Raw genomic sequence first — 17,144 nt, 5'->3', positions numbered from 1 at the left:
AAAAAAAGGCTTTTCATCTCTGAAAAGCCTTTTTTTATGAATTTTTGCTACCTAAAACAACGGTGCCAGTTCTATTTCTATTCCGTCCAATTCTTTGGTAACGGGAATCTGGCAACTCAAACGACTATTGGATTTCACGTGCAATAATCTGGAAAGTGTGCCCAATTCTTCTTCTCTTTTTTCCGGTAAGTTAACCTCGTTTTGAACGTAACATTGGCAGGTAGGACACATTAGCTTTCCTCCACACATCCCAACGGTTCCAAATGGCTCCAGTTCATAAGCTTGAACCACTTGCATCATGTTCAGCCCCATATCTGTTGGAACTTTTACTTCGTGAGTTTGACCTCTTCGGTCTGTGATTTTTACTGATATATCCATATCGAAATATTGGCTTGGAATTAAAATAGTCTAGGTTTTGGATTTTTTGGCAAAAAACTGCAAGATTCAGAAAAACTAATTTCTTAAAACAAGCGTTTTATTATTCAGGTGCCAATTCTAATTCTAGACCTTCCAAATCCATGGTAATAGGGATTTGACAACCCAAACGGCTATTTGGTTTCACATGGAAAGCTTCTGAAAGCATGGCTTCTTCATCGTCACCCATTGAAGGCAACTCCACTTTGTTAAGAACATAGCACTGACAAGATGCACACATTGCCATTCCGCCACAAGTTCCCTCTACAGGAAGCTCGTAGGCTTTGCAAAGTTCCATAATATTCATTGCCATATCAGTTGGAGCTTGCAGTTCATGTACAGCTCCTTCTCGGTCTTTTATTTTTATTAATACGTCCATTATTTAATCGCTAGGAATTGGGGTAATGTATATTTGCTTGTGTTTTGATGCATTGAAAACAGGATTAAACCTTGATTTCCTAGGCAATATTGACAACAGTTTCTATTTCTGGAGCATATTTTTTGATGGTGGTTTCCACACCGGCTCTCAATGTCATGTGACTCACGCTACAACTGGTACATGCTCCTTCAAGACGAACTTTTACATGTTTATCATCTTCGATGGAGATGAGTTTAATGTCGCCACCGTCAGAATTCAAAAAAGGCCTGATTTCTTCAAGCGCCTTTAGCACATTATTGGTAATTTCTTCTGTTGTCATTTTTATATTTTAATCACCATTTAGGTGAATTTCAGGATTATTTTTTTACTGATGAACAACCTGCCATTGTTGTTATTTTTACGGCTTCGGTAGCAGGCAAATTTTCGTTTCTGCTTACTACTTCTTGGACTACGTTTCGGGTAATGTTCTCAAAAACAGTTTCTATAATCGAACCCGTTTGCAGGGCTGCTGGACGACCAAAATCGCCGGCTTCACGAATAGATTGCACAATTGGAACTTCTCCCAAAAATGGAACGGCTAAATCTTCTGCAAGATTTTTGGCACCTTCTTTTCCGAAGATGTAATATTTATTGTTAGGCAATTCTTCCGGCGTGAAATAAGCCATATTTTCAATAATTCCCAAAACAGGAACATTTATGGCTTCAGACATGAACATGGCAACACCTTTCTTGGCATCAGCAAGTGCCACGGCTTGTGGTGTACTCACGACAACCGCACCCGTTATTGGCAAAGATTGAACGATGGACAAATGAATATCTCCTGTTCCTGGTGGCAAATCGATTAACAAAAAGTCTAACTCGCCCCAATCGGCATCAAAAATCATTTGGTTTAATGCTTTTGCCGCCATTGGCCCACGCCACATAACGGCTTGACTCGGAGAAGTAAAAAATCCTATCGAAAGTATTTTGACATCGTAATTTTCGATAGGTTTCATTTTTGATTTTCCATCCACCTCAACAGAAAGTGGTTTTGCAGTTTCCACGTCAAACATGATGGGCATTGACGGTCCATAAATATCGGCATCAAGAATTCCTACCGAGAATCCCATTTTCGCTAGCGATACTGCCAAATTTGCCGTAACGGTAGATTTTCCAACTCCTCCTTTTCCAGAGGCAACTGCGATAATATTTTGTATTCCAGGAATTGCTTTTCCTTTAATTTCCACTTTTTCCGGAGTTTCAATTTTGACATTGATTTTGACTTTGGCCTCAGCCGAAACCTTTTCCAAAATAGTTTTATTGATGTCTTCTTCGGCTCTTTTTCGGATGTGCAAAGCCGGAGCATGCAATACTAAATCTACAACAACCTCATCACCAAAAGTGACAACGTTAGCAATCGCACCGCTTTCCACCATATTTTTACCTTCACCGGCAACGGTAATGGTTTCTAATGCTTTAAGTATTTCTTTTCTATCTAATTTCATGTGCTGTGTATGTTTTCAACTGATGATTATTCAATTGAAATATTATGTTTATTTAAACTGATTTTAGATTACAAAGATAGTAAAGAAGTACCGAAACGGCAAAGTTTAAAAGGCGCAATGTTTGATAGCCAGAATGCAAAAGGATGAAGAATTTGCAATTATTTGAAAATTAAAAAAAAATTTGGAAATAATTACAAAAATTCGTTCATTTATGATTGTCAAACAAGAAAATATGGGCTTAAGTTTTCATTACAAAGGCAAACTAAAAAAACCACAATCTTTAAAAAAATTGATTGAAGAAGTTACAGATATTTGCATCGCAAATAAATGGAAATTTTCGATTTTTGACGAAGCTTTTCCAAACAACACTTTCACGGATGAAGGTCAATTTTGGGAAACCAGAGACGAAAAATTACTCGAAGAAATCTTCAACCGATATTCAAATTTGATAAACAGTTTGAGCAGTGTACTGGAACATATCCCGATCTTAGAAGGAGAACCCATAGAAGACTATATTTTGAGAATGACCGAAATCGTTAAAAAAAACAACAATGAATAAAGAAGACGACAGCGAAAAAGAACTTCCAAAATTAAGCATTGAAGAAGAGAACGAGTTTAAAAAACTTAAACTCGATCTGGAATACGGCATGGACTTTTCTAAAAACACCAACAGCAATTTGCCTCCAGAAATTGAGGGTCAGTTTTTGGATTATGTTTCCAATTTTGAAAAAGCTTTCCAAAATGCCAAACCAATTTCTGTTTTCGAGAAAATAGGCAGTCCTAAATTCAAAATCGGCACAACCTTGTCTGACGAAGAAATTAGTATTGAATTGGAACGAATTATGGATTTAATGAATCAAAACGGACTCGCCCTGGAAGTTCTTGCCAATTACGAAAACAACAATCGCTTGATTTACAATTTCATAACCGATGAGCTATTTCTTCATGAAATTGACGACATAAGTGTTCCCGGAATGGTAACCAATTTTATTTACGAGGATTTTCACCAAAATCACGAGTACGATTTAAAGCATGCAACTGAAGATTTTTTGAAAATGTTCTTCAATACAAAATCTAGTTTTTATGATGATTATCATAGTAAAGACGCTTCAAATCACGAAGAATTAAACACTTTTAGATCGTTATTCAAAACATTTAAAATCCAGTTTTTTGAATTCAAGAATATAGTTTTCGACGAACAAAATGCAAAAGTGGAATTCAACATCGATTTTTGGGCAAAAATTAAAGGAACAGATGCCAAAATCAACTATTCAGGAAATGGGAGCATGACTTTTGAATACGAATACGGGTATTGGTATGTCAGAAAAGTTGATTTGCCTATTAATGATTGAAACCCGTTATTTCAATTCTTCAAGCAAAAAAACAAATTACCCAGCACTCACTTCCGGTTCCCAAAAATGTTTTTTGAAATCGACAATCTGGTTGTCCACCACGACAATTCCTTCGCTTTCCAGCAATTGTTGCATTAGATTAGTGCCGTCAAAATGATGTTTCCCGGTAAGCAATCCTTTTCTGTTCACGACCCGATGTGCCGGCACGTCTTCTAGATTATGGCAAGCATTCATTGCCCAGCCTACCATTCGGGCAGAGCGGGCTGTTCCCACAGCTTTTGCAATAGCACCATAGGAAGTAACCCTACCATAAGGAATTTGTCGGGCGACGGCATAAACTCTTTCGAAAAAATTGTCGTTTGGCGCAGTCATTTTTACCAATAGTAATTGATGATATTGATCAATGTAAGAATTGAAATCAATGCTGTAATGCTCCCAATGATGGTGTTCATGTTTTTCATAATATAATCTCTTTTATTTTCAATCCTGTCGAAAAAGGAAATATAAAAATAGAAAACCAGAAACGAACCTGCCACGACACCGTTCACGAAAATAAAAATGGATGTCGTGTCGAATGAAAAAAGCTTGTATGAAGCAAGAAATATGCTGACAAAAACATAATAGGGAATGGGGAAAAAGTTGAGTGCCGAAAGCAACATTCCCAGAAAAAACCTTTTGGTTTTACTGTTTTTTTTCAATTTTTTTGATTTGCTTTTCGGCTTTTTCGCAATCCATAAAAAATAAATGGTCAAGGCCGTAAATATGCCGAATCCTATTTCGCGCAAAAACGTGACTAAATCCGGACGGCGGTTTATAATCTTTGCAAAAAAAATGGCGAAAAAAACTTGGAAACAAATAACCAGAATCGCTCCCAAAACAAACCATAACGCATTCCGTTTTCCTTCTTTATGGTTTACTTTTGCGGCAGTCATATTGATCAATCCCGGTGGAATAATCCCTATAAAAGCACTAATAAAACCGAAAAACAATGGCGATATATAAATCATTTATGATGTATAAGCGTTGAAAAATGACTATTCCTTAATTTTGAATCGAATATACGTAATTGCTTTGTTAATTTCCAAATATTGTTTTTCGTAAAAGGTCTGGAAAGCAGTGACTTCCTCCGGACTTCCTTCGTTTACATAGACATTATGGTTGGCATACAACACCTCGTGACCTTCGCCGTGCAACAATCCAAGGGTGTACCCGTGCATAAATTCGCTGTCGGTTTTCAGATTGACAACGCCGTCTTTTTTGAGGATTTTTTTATACAATTGCAGAAATTCCGAGTTGGTCATTCTGTGTTTGGTGCGTTTGTATTTTATTTGCGGATCCGGAAAAGTAATCCAGATTTCATCGACTTCGTTTTCGGCAAAAATGTGGTTGATTAATTCGATTTGGGTACGAATGAAAGCCACGTTATGCAAACCGGTTTCCACGGCAGTCTTGGCTCCACGCCAAAAACGCGCGCCCTTAATGTCGATTCCCACGAAGTTTTTGTTGGGATATCTTTCGGCCAGACCAACGGAATATTCGCCTTTTCCACAACCCAATTCAATAACAATTGGATTATCATTTTTGAAAAAATCGGCGTTCCATTTGCCTCTGAGCGGAAACAAATCGCCTACCACTTCTTCTCTTGAAGGTTGAAAAACATTGTTGAATGTTTCGTTTTCCTTGAATCTCTTTAACTTGTTTTTACTTCCCACGCTTTTATAAAATATTTTTACTTCGTACAATTCGACCTAAAGGTCTTGGCTGGCAAAATTAAGGAAATATATAAGACAGAATCCCGAGCCGGCATAAAATACTATTTCTTTTTCCTTTTTTGCTTTTCCTTGGGTGCTTCTTCGGATGGTTTGCCTAATTTAATTTTAGTTTCGCCATTTTTTCCGTCAACCACGAGCAAGTTCAAGACGATTCCTTTGTATCTGAGTTCGTCTCTTTCCTTTTGATTTGCAATCTTGTAATCGTCTTTTGGGTTTCGCAAAGGAATTTTTACGGCTAAATTGGTTCCTTGACCAGACAATGAATACATCCCATTTACATCAATATTCAGGACATTCGAACTCACTTTTAATTCTTTGACATTTATTTTCTCTCCATTTATTGTTGCAATGGCGTACAAATCACTGAAAGTAATATGGCTCACGTCCCTATTTGATATAGCTACTTTCCCTATTTTTTGGATTGGTTCAAAATTAATCAGTGTTCCGTTTTTTACATCAAATTTCACGTCTCCCTTAATGGAACTTTTGATTAAATCCCTTTCCGGATTAAGAGTTCCCGTAAGTGAAGTCGTGAGCGAAAGTTTTCCTTTAATGCTGTTTGGGCTAAAAGATTTTATGCCAAAATTATTGAACGAGGCCAAAAATCTTGAAATTTCCCCATCTTTCAAGTTGATGTTCGATTTGAAAAACACCAATCCATTTTTGGGAACCAGTTGCGCATCAAAATAAATGGAACTCCCTGTCAAACCTTGCATTGATCCGTTTTTGACATACAAACCACCGTTGTTTATGGCAATATCAACCTTAAACTGGTTTCCCAACATTTTATTATAGGACAATTTATCGACCCGTAAATCGAGATTAACTTTTGATTTGCTGAACACTTCTTGCAATTGCCCAGAAGATTGTGTTTTAGTCTTGGTTTTTTGGGGAACGGATTTATCGTGGTAGGACAAAACGCCAATTATTTGTTTAATATCAAGAAACGGACTGTAAATCTTCCAATTGACGGTCATTTTTTCGGGCGCATCATAATACAAATTGAGGAAATTATCCACTCTTCCTTCCATAAAAACAGTGTTTTTTTGGTTTTGATATTTAATCTTGTTTATCAGCAAAGCCTGTTCGGTAAAATGAAGTTCAATGTTTGTTTTTTGAAGATTCATATTTTTTGGCTTATAATAAAGACTCACGTCATTGATGATGATATTTCCGGTAAAATGGGGTTTATTCAACCTTAGGTCAACAATATCAACCTTGAAATCAAGATTTACTTTGGCCCTTCCTTCATGGAATTTGATAAAATCTTCATTAATCAAGTTTTTCATCTTGACCACGTCATATTCTGAATTGAATTTGCCCGTCGCCACCGGTTTCTCCAGATTATTGATGATTGCCGATGGGATGCTTAACGGAATTTCTTTGTGTTCTCCTTTAAAATCAGTGACAATAACGGCAGAATTGGCATCATTACAACCCAATCCATTTTTATAATTATTGGTGAATTTTCCGTTAAAACTGCAATTGGCAACTGCACCGTAAGAAGTCTTCAGTTCGTCGTCTTTTATCACGGCATTGACCAAAATTTCGGGATCGCCTTTCACTCTCATGTCGCCTTTTATGAGGCAAGAAGCTTCGAGAGGCACTTTCAAATCAAACTTGTTAAGTTTGGAACTAATGTTGTTGGACAATAAATTAGAAGCGTTGCGCCACAATATTTTGGTCTTGATGTCAATATCAAACAGTGAATTTCCTTTTCCAATGTTGAAATGAGCCTTGATCTTGAAAGGGTCTCCGCCTATTTCCAATTTGTCGGCAACGACACTTATCTGGTTTCGTGCTTTCGAAAAATCGACAGACAAGTTGCCGTCAATTTCTTTGTCTTTCACAAAGCTTCCTTTTTGGGTGTTAAACGCCAGACTTTTGGCAAAGGTTTTCAGACGAACGTCCGTTTTCCAACCTTCGTCCGAGTAGTCTATTTTACTTTTCAAAGACTCTATATGAAAATAAAACAACTTGTTCCCTTGTTGATTTTCCGATATAAAATTAACGTTTTTCAAGACTACCTCATCAATGGAAGTCGTGGTGGTGCTTTCTGTTTTTGGTTTTTTATTTTTGGGCTTGAAGATATTGGAATTGCTGACTCCATTTTTGTCCTTATACAAATCAATAGTAGCATCGTTGATGACAATTTTGTGGATATTGACTTCTTTTTTCAACAAAGCCAGAACATTCAAACGCACCTCGATTTCGCCCGCTTTCAGCACGGGACGTTTATGAATGGCAAACAAACTGTCCTTTAGTTCCACATCTTTCAAAACCACGGTAAAATTGGGAAATCCGATCAAGAACTTGTATCCTATGTCGCCAATTTTGGCTTCTCCCAGAATATTGTCGTTGATTTGGGTGTTGATTTTTTTTACTATTTCCGTTTTATTTCTTTCAAAATAAATCCGCAAGCCAACAGCACTAATCAATATCAAGGCAAACAATCCAATAAAGAAAAACCCAATTATCTTGAATGCTCTTTTAAAACCTTTGGTCGAAAAGAAACTTTTGGCTTTGGCAAAATAGCTTTTCATATTTTTTGTGTTTATTTTAACATAAAGATAATGAAAACCTTATAAGATTAAAGGAAATAATTTAACAAATTTGACTATCCAAAACAAATATTTACCTTTTATGCCATAAAAAAAGCAGTCTAAAGATTTCCTTGAGACTGCTTGATCTGAATTAACAATTAACCTGAAAAACGATATTCTTAATACGCACTCTGTTTTTCAAAAGTGGTAGTCAAGGTTTTCTTTATTTTTTCGGCCGCCAAAAAAAAGGCTTTTTCAATCGTGTCTGCATGAGCGGTAACGGCTACGGGTTGCAGTTTTGCAGGGCGAGCTTCTATCAAGCAACGTTTGTCGTTTACGCCTCCCTTATCGCTGTTTTCGTCTCCAAGATGCACCTCGATGCGAGTAATTTTGTCCTCAAAACGAGCCAGGTCTTTTTCTAGTTCCCCAGCAAAAAATGTTTCTAATCTTTCGTGACCTTCTATGTTTTTGTCTGTATTAAATTGAATTTTCATAAGTGATTATTTATTGTTTTTCTCAAATTTAGGACTCTTTTTCCATAAAAATAGTCCCTTTAATAAAACATTATGAAAAAAATTAATTGATTCTATTCCCGTTTCAAGACAATCTCCGTTTGAATCTTGGCAATGCATTCCTCCAAATTTTTTTTAATCTCGGAGCTCCAAAAACGAATTACGGTCCAGCCTTGTTCCATCAAATAATTACTGACTTCGATGTCGCGCTGCATGTTCCTTTCGATTTTATTTTGCCAAAACTCTTGATTGCTCTTGAATCGATTTTTTTGGGTTTCCCAATCTTTGCCGTGGAAAAATTCGCTGTCAACGAAGATGGCAATCTTGAGTTTTTTGAAGGTGAGGTCGGGCGTGCCAAAAACTTTCCGGTTGTTTTTTCGATACCGATAACCCAGATGCCACAAGGCTTTTGCCAAACGAACTTCGTCCTTGGTATTGGTGCTGCGAATGGCCTGCATAATTTTGGAACGCTGGATTGAAGTTAGATTGTCCATAAAAATGGATTTAAAACCTAGTTCAAAGTTAGCGGTTTTATGCGGTTTATCATATCAAATCATAGGATTTTCGAATTGCCAAACCAATCGCTTTCGACAATAAAGGAGGAACGGCATTGCCCAATTGCACCAATTGTTTGTTTTTTGGGCCTTCAAAAATAAAATCATCGGGAAAAGATTGAATTCTTGCCATTTCCCTTGCCGTCAAGACTCTTGGCAATTTGGGATGCACGTTTACGCCGCCGTGGTTTTCTTTGATGGTGCAGGAAGCCTCGTTCCAAGGACATTTTTTCCAGGCATCGGAATAGCCTTTATAGAGACTTTTGCCTTCTTCGAGTTGCAACATTCTTTCGGCCATGTCAGGACGATGCTTGGTTTGAACATGATTAAAATCAGGATTGTCGCCCATTTGCATCAAGTCACCAATGGCTTGACCTGTGGTAATATATTCTGTAGGTTTTAAAAAAGGTTTTGGGTGAAAATTAGTTTTATCGATGCGATTGCCCATAAAAATTACGCGGTCTCTTTTTTGGGGAACTCCATAATCGGCGGCGCGCAAAACAGTCACTTTCATTTCGTAACCGGCAGCCTTGAAATCGTTGATTATCATTTCTTCGACTTTGCCTTTGTGCATCGAACGAATGCCGACCACGTTTTCGCAAACCACGAATTCGGGATTCAGGGTCGTCACGATTTCCAACAATTCTTTGTAGAGTGAATTTCTGGGGTCGTCAACAATTCGGTTTCCGGCCATTGAAAATCCCTGGCACGGGAATCCGCCAGCCACGATATTTAATGGTCTTCCTTTGAGTCCTTTTTTTACGGTGGCATAAAATTCCGCTTTCTTTTCTGGCGATTTGATGTCGCCTTCTATGAATGGATGGTTGAAATTTCTTCTATACGTTTTTCCGGCTGCTTCGAACCAATCGAGTCCGCAAACGCCATTCAATCCCGCCATTTCAAAGCCTTTTGTTATTCCTCCTGCTCCCGAAAACAAGTCAACAAAGGTGAGTTTTGATTTTTTTGGATTCTCCCAATCTTCCACAATATCAACCCAATTGACGTCGTCTTTGGAATTGTTTTTGTAATTATTGGTCGATTTTGTAATGCTTTTAGATTTTTCTTTTGGAGAATCAGATGCCAATAATTCTTCATTTTTTATCTCGATATCATTCATGAAATCATCCAAGGATTGCACGGGAATCTTGTAAACTCCGCCAATTTTGGTCGATTGCAAAGCTCCGCTCGCGATGTGTCTTCGGACGAGTTTTTGGGAAACCCCGAGTTTTTCGGAAATTTCGGTGATGCCGTAGAAGGAATTATTTTGTGGTTCTTTGTCCAAAATGATTAGGTTTATTTGGCGCAATTTACAAAAATCAAACTGCTAAAAAAATTTATGGGAAATCGATTTGTCTAAATTTTCGAAAAGAAACACGATACCGGATTTTATGTTTTGGTACGTAATAAAACTGGATGTTGCCGAAATTTTGGAAGCATATTCTTTGTATAAATCCTTCTTATATTCCCAATGACAACGCAAAACCATTTCCCGTTCCGGACTTCTAAAAGAATGATGAACGATGAACAAGCGGTTTTGCACATGGTCGCGAACGCCACGACTCTGCTTTTCGTAGAAAAACCGAACCATCTCGGTCGGATCTAGAATTACTGCATCAATTTTGTCTCTGAATTTCTTTGGAATCACCGTTCCTTTGACATCGAATCTTAATTCTGGATTTCCGTTGAATTCGATATCGTAATCTTGATCTTTCGGATTGGGATTTGGTGTAACATTCTGGTTTGTGCAGAAAATATGTTCGTCGCATTGGGCACATTTCCACAAAAACCATCTTCTCCGAAAATAATTCTTATCGTCTTCCGACAGGTTTTGGATTCGGATTTCCAACTCGGCAAAAGAATGAATTTGGAACATCTTTACTTTACAATCCATCCCATCATTTTGAATGGCGCCCCAATGAAGCGGAATCGTTTTTAACAACTGCTGCAAATCGGCGGAAAGTTGGAGATATTCTGGATGCGTCATGGTAAACAGCTATTAATCACATCAATAATAGTGTTTTTTTTCGAGTAATTTATATATTTTCTATCTTTGTATAAAATAATTACGCCATGAAAAAACTTGTTTTGGCCCTTGTAATTATGTTGTTGCTTTTTTCAATTTCAGCTATTTACGGCAACAGAAAACTAAATAGTGCGAACAGCGTCATTTCTTCTGGCCAAGTTTTTCAAGAACCAATAGTCAGCAAGGCCATTCTATCGGCCTTTTTCAAGAAATATCCTTATCTGAAAGACTATGAATCCGAGGTAAATGCCTTGTATAAAAACCGAAAATACTCTTGGATTTGGCACGACAAAGAAGGGTTGATAGAGTTTGCCAATCTATTATATTCAAAAGCAAATCGACTTGAGGAAGAAGGATTAGAATTCAATTTACCTTACAAAGATGAAATTAACAGTATTTTCAACGGAGAAACCTCCAAAAAACTTTCAAAAACCGATACTGAAATTCTCTTGTCGTCGATGTATGTCTATTATGCGGAAAAAGTATATAAAGGAATTGAGACCGAAAAAATAACGGAAACTGGCTGGTTCATTCCCCGAAAAAAACTCTCTTATGCGAATTTACTGGATTCATTATTGGTGGATTCCAAGTTATTAAACAAAAATGAAGACCAGCTTTTGGGACAATATTACAAAATGCGGGAAGCCTTGAAAAAATACCGCCGTATAGAACAAAATGGCGGTTGGAATACCATTAAAATGGATCCGTTCATAAAAGACTACAAACCAAATGACAGCTCGAAAGTCATTGGCCAAATCAGGAAAAGACTCACCATTACCGGAGATTTAAAAAAAGATTCCAAAAGTAATTGGTATGACGAAGAATTAATGGCCGCAGTCTTGAATTACAAAAAAAGAAATGGCTTTAGACTAAATTACCGCATCGAATCAGAACATCTCGAACACCTGAATGTGCCCGTTGAAGAGCGCATCAAAACCATTATGGTAAACATGGAACGTTGCCGTTGGATTGATCCAGAGTTGACAAAATTCGATGAATTTATCGTGATAAATATCCCGTCTTTTAAATTAATATACCGAAGAAATGGTATAAAAGAATTGGAATCGAGAGTGTTTGTGGGTAAAATTATGACCGAAACGGTAATCTTTAGCGGCAATATAAGCCACATTGTGTTTAGCCCGTATTGGAATGTCCCCAGAAGCATCATCGAAAACGAATTAAAATTCGCCATGGAGCGTGACAAAAATTATTTGGCTTCCCATAACATGGAATGGAACAATGGCAATGTTAGGCAAAAACCTGGCCCAAGAAACTCCTTGGGATTAGTCAAGTTCATGTTTCCGAATTCGAATAGTATTTATTTGCATGACACGCCCGTCAAATCATTGTTTGACACCGAAGTTCGGTTGTTTAGTCACGGATGCATCAATATGGACAAAGCCAAAGAATTGGCTATTTTGATTTTAAAAGACTACCCAGATTGGCCTGTTGACCGGATAGATGCCGCCATGAACGGTGGCGTTGAAACAACCTGTTACCTGAAAAAGAAAATACCGGTTTATATTGGCTATTTCACGGCTTGGGTTGATGATTCTGGAATGATTAATTTTTATAGAGACGTTTATCAAAGAGACAATCGATTGGCAGAATTGCTGTTTGAGGAAGATTTCAAATAGTTCAATTTTATGGTGAACCAATTAAAAACAAAAAACCGCAAATTTTCGAAAAAGATTTGCGGTTTTTGTTGGTGAAGAAAACCTAAATCAAAAAGGCATCTTCAATAAATCGTGGAATTATTTCATCTCTGGCGACGACAAAATCACAGTTTTAGGCAATGCCGTGAATCCCATATTATAAAGAGTAAAAGCTTGGACATCTGCATTTTCCTGAATTGTGGCTGCTATCGATTTTCCGGCACCATGACCTGCTTTTACGTCGATACGGATTAAAGTTGGATTGCTTCCGCTTTGTTTTTCCTGCAACTCGGCAGCAAATTTAAAACTGTGCGCCGGCACCACTCTATCGTCATGATCGCCGGTTGTAACCATCGTGGCAGGATATTGCGTTCCTTTTTTCACATTGTGCACAGGGGAATATTTCTTGATGTATTCAAACATTTCCTTGCTGTCTTGGGAAGTTCCATAATCATAAGCCCAACCTGCGCCAGAAGTAAAAGTATGGTAACGCAACATATCCAAAACACCCACTGCCGGCAAGGCCACTTTCATCAAATCGGGACGTTGTGTCATGGTGGCTCCCACGAGCAAACCGCCGTTTGATCCGCCACGAATGGCAAGGAAACTGGATGACGTATATTTTTCGGAGATTAGATATTCGGCGGCGGCGATGAAATCGTCGAACACATTTTGTTTTTGCATTTTGGTTCCTGCATCATGCCATTTTTTCCCATATTCGCCACCACCTCGCAAGTTGGCAACGGCATAAATTCCACCATTTTCCAACCAAACTGCATTGGCAATGCTGAAACTTGGCGTCAAGCTGATATTGAAACCGCCATAAGCATAGAGTATCGTTGGATTCTTGCCGTCAAGTTTCAATCCTTTTTTGTGGGTAATCATCATCGGGATTTTGGTTCCGTCTTTCGATGTGTAAAAAACTTGTTTGGAAACATATTCTTCACTTTTGAAATCCACTTTTGGTTTTTCGTAAATCACCGATTTTCCGGATTGGGGTTCCAAGGCATAAATGGTTCCGGGCGTAATATAATTGGCAAAAGAATAATATACTGTTTTGTCTGTTTTCTTTCCGCTAAAACCAGTAGCTGTTCCCAATCCCGGCAATTGGATATTGCGAACGAGTTTTCCAGAATAATCATATTGTTGAACGACCGAAACGGCATCTTTCATGTAATTGGCAAAGAAAAAACCACCACAAGTGGAAGGCGTCAAAACATTTTCTGTTTCAGGAATAAAATCTTTCCAATTTTCGGGTTTTGGATTGCTTACATCAACCGTAACAATGCGTTTGTTGGGTGCATTCCAGTCGGTTTCGATGTACAATTTAGTGCCATCATTCTCGATAACATTGCTGTCGCTGTTGAAATTATCCACAATGACAACCAAAGGACTGTTTGGATTGGTTAAATCCTTGACGTACAATTCATTTCCATAAGTGGCAACAGAGGCCGTAATGACCAAATAGTTGTCGTCATCGGTGACGCTACCGCCCACGTATCTTCTTTTTTGGTCTGCACCAAAGATTACCTTGTCCTCTTTTTGTGAAGTTCCCAATTTATGGAAATACAATTTGTGTTGGTCTGTTTTGGCCGACAATTGGCTCCCTTTTGGTTTGTCGTAACTGGAATAGAAAAATCCTTCGTTTCCTTTCCAGGACAATCCGCTGAACTTTACGTCAACCAAAGTATCTTCTACTACTTTTTTGGAAAGGGCATCCATAATAATTACTTTTCTCCAATCGCTACCGCCTTCCGAAATGGAATAAGCCAAGATGGAACCGTCTTTCGAGAAATCCATTTCGCCCAAAGAAGTGGTTCCATCCTTGGAAAAAGTGTTTGGATCCAGAAAAAGTTCTTCTTTACCGGAAGCGTCTTTTCGATACAAAACGGATTGGTTTTGCAAACCGTTATTTTTGAAGAAATAGGAGAAGTTTCCTTCGGTGGAAGGTGACCCTATTTTTTCATAATTCCATAATTTTTCTAATCTGTCTTTTAATTCGTTTCTAAAAGGAATCTTTGACAAATAATCATAAGTCACTTCATTTTCTGCTTTTACCCAAGCAGCCGTTTCCTCCGATTTGTCGTCTTCGAGCCAACGATACGGATCATTGACTTTGGTATCGAAATACAGATCAACTGTTTCTCCTTTTTTTGTTTGTGGGTATTTCACGTTTTTTTGTTTTTGACCGTACGAAGATAGTACAGTTGCAACAACCAGAATAAAAATTGTTTTTTTCATTTGAAGATTTATCATTTGTTGCAAAAATATGAAAATATAACACATATTGGAGCAAATGTTAAATTAAGTAAATCAAAAAACGGAAGATACTTTCAGCACGAATTCAAATAGGTCTTAAACGTGAAAAATTTTGAATCTGATGATAGTAGAAATAAAAAAGACCCAAACAATGTTTGAGTCTTTTGTGGAGAATATCGGATTCGAACCGACCACCTTCCCGATTGTCATCGGGACGCTCTAGCTCTTATTTCCTATCAAATTTTCGATATATTTTCGGCTTTTCATCTTCTTGATTTGCATTTCTCTTTGATAAGCCTCACTTCTGGAAGAATATGTCTCAAAATACTTTAATTCCCAATCTTTAGCCTGTTTGGTGTATTTACTTCTGCTGTTCAAATGATCTTCAAGCCGCTCTTGTATATCTTGACAAGAACCAACATAATATTTATCAATCGCTTTTGAATAAATGATATAAGTGTAAAACATAAGACTAGAAATAAAAAAGACCCAAACAATGTTTGAGTCTTTTGTGGAGAATATCGGATTCGAACCGACCACCTCTTGCCTGCCAGGCAAGCGCTCTAGCCAAATGAGCTAATCCCCCAATATTTTTTATTTTGAACAGTTACCTTCCCGATTTCATCGGGACGCTCTAGCCAAATGAGCTAATCCCCCAATTCTGGCGCAAATATAACACATAAATAAAGTAAAATGCAAATTTCTAAAAAAAATATCCTGCTTCCCTTAATATTTTTAACTTTACATCAAAATCTGTGTAATGACAACTCAAAACCCAAACGGCTTACTAATCACCACAATCGAAAACAAAATCGCGACCCTAGAATTTGGGCATCCTGCGAGCAATTCTTTTCCGAGTGATTTATTAAACCGATTGACGAATGAACTCAACAAACTAAGTAACAACAATTTAGCTTCGGTTATTGTTTTAAAAAGCAGTGGTTCGGGAGCATTTTGTGCCGGAGCTTCTTTTGACGAACTTTTGGCAGTTTCAAATTTAGACGAAGCCACAAAATTCTTTTCCGGATTTGCCAATGTATTGAATGCAATGCGCAATTGTTCGAAAATAATCATCGGAAGAATTCACGGAAAAGCAGTTGGTGGCGGAGTAGGTATTGCAGCCGCTTGCGATTATGCTTTGGCGACGAATGAAAGTGCCATAAAACTGTCGGAATTGGCAATTGGAATTGGTCCTTTTGTAATAGAACCTGCCGTAACCCGAAAAATAGGAAAAAGTGCCACGACCGAAATGACTTTGGACACGGAATGGAAAACGGCAGCTTGGGCAAACCAAAAAGGATTGTACGCCAAAGTATTTAAAACTTCAGCCGAATTGGATATAGAAATTGCGGCTTTCGCCAACAAACTGGCCGGTTTCAATCCCGAGGCATTAACCGAAATAAAAAAAACACTTTGGGAAGGAACCGAAAACTGGAACACTTTGCTTTACGAAAGAGCCGAAATTTCAGGAAAATTAGTGCTTTCGGATTTCTCGAAAAAAGCATTGTCCCAATTTAAAAAATAAACAATGATGTACCTCATCTTGCCATTACTACAAGTGAATGTTGCAGAAAAATTAAAAGTCGCACCCGACAACAGTTATCAAATTGGAGTCGTCATAGGTTCGTTTCTCCCTTTTGTTTTGTTGGTTGGTGTTGCCTATTGGATGTATTATCGGGCTAAAAAAGCGGACAGAAAGGAGTAGATTCACTAAATTTGCATTCAAATAAAAATATAATGAGCAAAATCAGGATTACAAAGCAGTTTGGTTTCGAAACCGGTCACGCCCTTTACGGTTACGACGGAAAGTGCAAAAATGTGCATGGACACAGTTATAAATTGTCGGTTACCGTAATTGGAACGCCCATAACAGACCGCAACAACTCAAAATTTGGAATGGTTATCGATTTTACCGATTTGAAAAAAATCGTGAAAGAGGAAATTGTCGACCAGTTTGACCATGCCTCGGTTTTCAACGGAACTACACCTCATATCGAATTGGCCAAAGAATTAAAATCGCGCGGTCACCACGTAATTTTGGTAGATTACCAGCCTACGAGCGAAAACATGGTAGTCGATTTTTCGAAAAGAATCATCAGTAGATTACCCGAAAACATCAATCTTTTTTCCTTGAAATTACAAGAAACCGAATCTTCGTTTGCCGAATGGTTTGCAAGCGATAATTTGTAATTCAAAA

Annotated in this window: 20 protein-coding genes and 1 tRNA gene; 6 read left to right on the top strand and 15 right to left on the bottom strand. The window is 37.8% G+C overall.

Annotated elements, in window-relative coordinates; genetic code table 11:
* Nucleotides 1-51 precede the first annotated feature (51 nt).
* From OZP13_RS17300 to OZP13_RS17285, 4 genes are all read right to left on the bottom strand, one after another.
* Entirely contained in the window at nucleotides 52-378 is a 327-nt protein-coding gene (locus OZP13_RS17300; protein ID WP_281298008.1) for a 2Fe-2S iron-sulfur cluster-binding family protein, read from the bottom strand.
* A gap of 100 nt (nucleotides 379-478) precedes the next feature.
* Nucleotides 479-793 (bottom strand): 2Fe-2S iron-sulfur cluster-binding family protein, encoded by a 315-nt coding sequence (locus OZP13_RS17295; RefSeq protein WP_281298007.1) that lies wholly within the window; start codon nucleotides 791-793, stop codon nucleotides 479-481.
* Nucleotides 794-872: 79 nt separating this feature from the next.
* Nucleotides 873-1,112, bottom strand: a complete 240-nt coding sequence (locus tag OZP13_RS17290; protein ID WP_269241355.1) for a NifU family protein — start codon at nucleotides 1,110-1,112, stop codon at nucleotides 873-875.
* A 37-nt stretch (nucleotides 1,113-1,149) separates the two neighbouring features.
* Nucleotides 1,150-2,277 carry an Mrp/NBP35 family ATP-binding protein gene (locus OZP13_RS17285; RefSeq protein WP_281298006.1) on the bottom strand — a complete coding sequence of 376 codons (1,128 nt, stop codon included), beginning with the start codon at nucleotides 2,275-2,277 and terminating at the stop codon, nucleotides 1,150-1,152.
* A gap of 211 nt (nucleotides 2,278-2,488) precedes the next feature.
* Between OZP13_RS17285 and OZP13_RS17280 the strand changes: the two genes are divergently transcribed.
* Nucleotides 2,489-2,836 carry a hypothetical protein gene (locus OZP13_RS17280; RefSeq protein WP_269241354.1) on the top strand — a complete coding sequence of 116 codons (348 nt, stop codon included), beginning with the start codon at nucleotides 2,489-2,491 and terminating at the stop codon, nucleotides 2,834-2,836.
* Nucleotides 2,829-3,629: a hypothetical protein gene (locus tag OZP13_RS17275; protein ID WP_281298005.1), complete on the top strand. Its 801-nt coding sequence runs from the start codon at nucleotides 2,829-2,831 to the stop codon at nucleotides 3,627-3,629. Before OZP13_RS17280 ends, OZP13_RS17275 begins: the two co-directional genes overlap by 8 nt.
* A gap of 36 nt (nucleotides 3,630-3,665) precedes the next feature.
* Here OZP13_RS17275 and OZP13_RS17270 read toward each other — a convergent pair whose 3' ends face one another.
* From OZP13_RS17270 to OZP13_RS17235, 8 genes are all read right to left on the bottom strand, one after another.
* Nucleotides 3,666-4,001: an MGMT family protein gene (locus OZP13_RS17270; protein ID WP_269241351.1), complete on the bottom strand. Its 336-nt coding sequence runs from the start codon at nucleotides 3,999-4,001 to the stop codon at nucleotides 3,666-3,668.
* Nucleotides 4,002-4,003: 2 nt separating this feature from the next.
* On the bottom strand, nucleotides 4,004-4,636 hold the full coding sequence (locus tag OZP13_RS17265; RefSeq protein ID WP_281298004.1) for a LysE family transporter: 633 nt from the start codon (nucleotides 4,634-4,636) through the stop codon (nucleotides 4,004-4,006).
* Between the two features lie 27 nt (nucleotides 4,637-4,663).
* Complete coding sequence (gene trmB, locus OZP13_RS17260) at nucleotides 4,664-5,341, bottom strand: tRNA (guanosine(46)-N7)-methyltransferase TrmB (RefSeq protein ID WP_269243748.1); 678 nt, start codon at nucleotides 5,339-5,341, stop codon at nucleotides 4,664-4,666.
* 101 nt (nucleotides 5,342-5,442) lie between these two features.
* Nucleotides 5,443-7,944 carry an AsmA family protein gene (locus OZP13_RS17255; RefSeq protein WP_281298003.1) on the bottom strand — a complete coding sequence of 834 codons (2,502 nt, stop codon included), beginning with the start codon at nucleotides 7,942-7,944 and terminating at the stop codon, nucleotides 5,443-5,445.
* A gap of 179 nt (nucleotides 7,945-8,123) precedes the next feature.
* Nucleotides 8,124-8,438 (bottom strand): HPF/RaiA family ribosome-associated protein, encoded by a 315-nt coding sequence (locus OZP13_RS17250; protein WP_269241349.1) that lies wholly within the window; start codon nucleotides 8,436-8,438, stop codon nucleotides 8,124-8,126.
* Nucleotides 8,439-8,530: 92 nt separating this feature from the next.
* Complete coding sequence (locus tag OZP13_RS17245) at nucleotides 8,531-8,950, bottom strand: very short patch repair endonuclease (RefSeq protein WP_281298002.1); 420 nt, start codon at nucleotides 8,948-8,950, stop codon at nucleotides 8,531-8,533.
* Nucleotides 8,951-8,999: 49 nt separating this feature from the next.
* Nucleotides 9,000-10,292 carry a DNA cytosine methyltransferase gene (locus OZP13_RS17240; protein WP_281298001.1) on the bottom strand — a complete coding sequence of 431 codons (1,293 nt, stop codon included), beginning with the start codon at nucleotides 10,290-10,292 and terminating at the stop codon, nucleotides 9,000-9,002.
* Nucleotides 10,293-10,334: 42 nt separating this feature from the next.
* Complete coding sequence (locus OZP13_RS17235) at nucleotides 10,335-10,994, bottom strand: hypothetical protein (protein ID WP_281298000.1); 660 nt, start codon at nucleotides 10,992-10,994, stop codon at nucleotides 10,335-10,337.
* 86 nt (nucleotides 10,995-11,080) lie between these two features.
* Here OZP13_RS17235 and OZP13_RS17230 point away from each other — a divergent pair, with 86 nt between their 5' ends.
* Nucleotides 11,081-12,670, top strand: a complete 1,590-nt coding sequence (locus OZP13_RS17230; RefSeq protein WP_281297999.1) for a L,D-transpeptidase family protein — start codon at nucleotides 11,081-11,083, stop codon at nucleotides 12,668-12,670.
* A gap of 117 nt (nucleotides 12,671-12,787) precedes the next feature.
* On the opposite strand, the gene OZP13_RS17225 is transcribed toward OZP13_RS17230, so the two are convergent.
* The 3 genes from OZP13_RS17225 to OZP13_RS17215 form a co-directional block, all read right to left on the bottom strand.
* On the bottom strand, nucleotides 12,788-14,929 hold the full coding sequence (locus OZP13_RS17225; RefSeq protein ID WP_281297998.1) for a prolyl oligopeptidase family serine peptidase: 2,142 nt from the start codon (nucleotides 14,927-14,929) through the stop codon (nucleotides 12,788-12,790).
* Nucleotides 14,930-15,166: 237 nt separating this feature from the next.
* The gene (locus OZP13_RS17220; RefSeq protein WP_269241340.1) at nucleotides 15,167-15,415 is read right to left on the bottom strand and encodes a GIY-YIG nuclease family protein; all 249 of its coding nucleotides are present in this window, start codon (nucleotides 15,413-15,415) and stop codon (nucleotides 15,167-15,169) included.
* A 44-nt stretch (nucleotides 15,416-15,459) separates the two neighbouring features.
* Nucleotides 15,460-15,533, bottom strand: a tRNA-Ala gene (locus OZP13_RS17215).
* A gap of 174 nt (nucleotides 15,534-15,707) precedes the next feature.
* On the opposite strand from OZP13_RS17215, the gene OZP13_RS17210 reads away from it, so the two are divergent.
* Genes OZP13_RS17210 through OZP13_RS17200 form a run of 3 tightly spaced genes read left to right on the top strand, consistent with a single transcriptional unit; the run spans nucleotide 15,708 to nucleotide 17,137 of the window.
* Nucleotides 15,708-16,472: an enoyl-CoA hydratase/isomerase family protein gene (locus OZP13_RS17210; protein WP_281297997.1), complete on the top strand. Its 765-nt coding sequence runs from the start codon at nucleotides 15,708-15,710 to the stop codon at nucleotides 16,470-16,472.
* Nucleotides 16,473-16,475: 3 nt separating this feature from the next.
* Nucleotides 16,476-16,652 carry a hypothetical protein gene (locus OZP13_RS17205; protein ID WP_269243766.1) on the top strand — a complete coding sequence of 59 codons (177 nt, stop codon included), beginning with the start codon at nucleotides 16,476-16,478 and terminating at the stop codon, nucleotides 16,650-16,652.
* Nucleotides 16,653-16,684: 32 nt separating this feature from the next.
* Entirely contained in the window at nucleotides 16,685-17,137 is a 453-nt protein-coding gene (locus OZP13_RS17200) for a 6-pyruvoyl trahydropterin synthase family protein (protein WP_281297996.1), read from the top strand.
* Nucleotides 17,138-17,144: the final 7 nt, after the last annotated feature.

Origin of the sequence: Flavobacterium limnophilum, from assembly GCF_027111315.2 — a bacterium.
GTDB lineage: Bacteria > Bacteroidota > Bacteroidia > Flavobacteriales > Flavobacteriaceae > Flavobacterium > Flavobacterium limnophilum.
This window is presented reverse-complemented; position numbering and strand designations above follow the sequence as displayed.

Excerpts from the sequence above, each read along its gene's own strand:
- OZP13_RS17300 (WP_281298008.1), bottom strand. The coding sequence starts at position 378 with ATGGATATATCAGTAAAAATCACAGACCGAAGAGGTCAAACTCACGAA.
- OZP13_RS17295 (WP_281298007.1), bottom strand. The coding sequence starts at position 793 with ATGGACGTATTAATAAAAATAAAAGACCGAGAAGGAGCTGTACATGAA.
- OZP13_RS17290 (WP_269241355.1), bottom strand. The coding sequence starts at position 1,112 with ATGACAACAGAAGAAATTACCAATAATGTGCTAAAGGCGCTTGAAGAA.
- OZP13_RS17285 (WP_281298006.1), bottom strand. The coding sequence starts at position 2,277 with ATGAAATTAGATAGAAAAGAAATACTTAAAGCATTAGAAACCATTACC.
- OZP13_RS17280 (WP_269241354.1), top strand. The coding sequence starts at position 2,489 with ATGATTGTCAAACAAGAAAATATGGGCTTAAGTTTTCATTACAAAGGC.
- OZP13_RS17275 (WP_281298005.1), top strand. The coding sequence starts at position 2,829 with ATGAATAAAGAAGACGACAGCGAAAAAGAACTTCCAAAATTAAGCATT.
- OZP13_RS17270 (WP_269241351.1), bottom strand. The coding sequence starts at position 4,001 with ATGACTGCGCCAAACGACAATTTTTTCGAAAGAGTTTATGCCGTCGCC.
- OZP13_RS17265 (WP_281298004.1), bottom strand. The coding sequence starts at position 4,636 with ATGATTTATATATCGCCATTGTTTTTCGGTTTTATTAGTGCTTTTATA.
- OZP13_RS17255 (WP_281298003.1), bottom strand. The coding sequence starts at position 7,944 with ATGAAAAGCTATTTTGCCAAAGCCAAAAGTTTCTTTTCGACCAAAGGT.
- OZP13_RS17250 (WP_269241349.1), bottom strand. The coding sequence starts at position 8,438 with ATGAAAATTCAATTTAATACAGACAAAAACATAGAAGGTCACGAAAGA.
- OZP13_RS17245 (WP_281298002.1), bottom strand. The coding sequence starts at position 8,950 with ATGGACAATCTAACTTCAATCCAGCGTTCCAAAATTATGCAGGCCATT.
- OZP13_RS17235 (WP_281298000.1), bottom strand. The coding sequence starts at position 10,994 with ATGACGCATCCAGAATATCTCCAACTTTCCGCCGATTTGCAGCAGTTG.
- OZP13_RS17230 (WP_281297999.1), top strand. The coding sequence starts at position 11,081 with ATGAAAAAACTTGTTTTGGCCCTTGTAATTATGTTGTTGCTTTTTTCA.
- OZP13_RS17225 (WP_281297998.1), bottom strand. The coding sequence starts at position 14,929 with ATGAAAAAAACAATTTTTATTCTGGTTGTTGCAACTGTACTATCTTCG.
- OZP13_RS17220 (WP_269241340.1), bottom strand. The coding sequence starts at position 15,415 with ATGTTTTACACTTATATCATTTATTCAAAAGCGATTGATAAATATTAT.
- OZP13_RS17210 (WP_281297997.1), top strand. The coding sequence starts at position 15,708 with ATGACAACTCAAAACCCAAACGGCTTACTAATCACCACAATCGAAAAC.
- OZP13_RS17205 (WP_269243766.1), top strand. The coding sequence starts at position 16,476 with ATGATGTACCTCATCTTGCCATTACTACAAGTGAATGTTGCAGAAAAA.
- OZP13_RS17200 (WP_281297996.1), top strand. The coding sequence starts at position 16,685 with ATGAGCAAAATCAGGATTACAAAGCAGTTTGGTTTCGAAACCGGTCAC.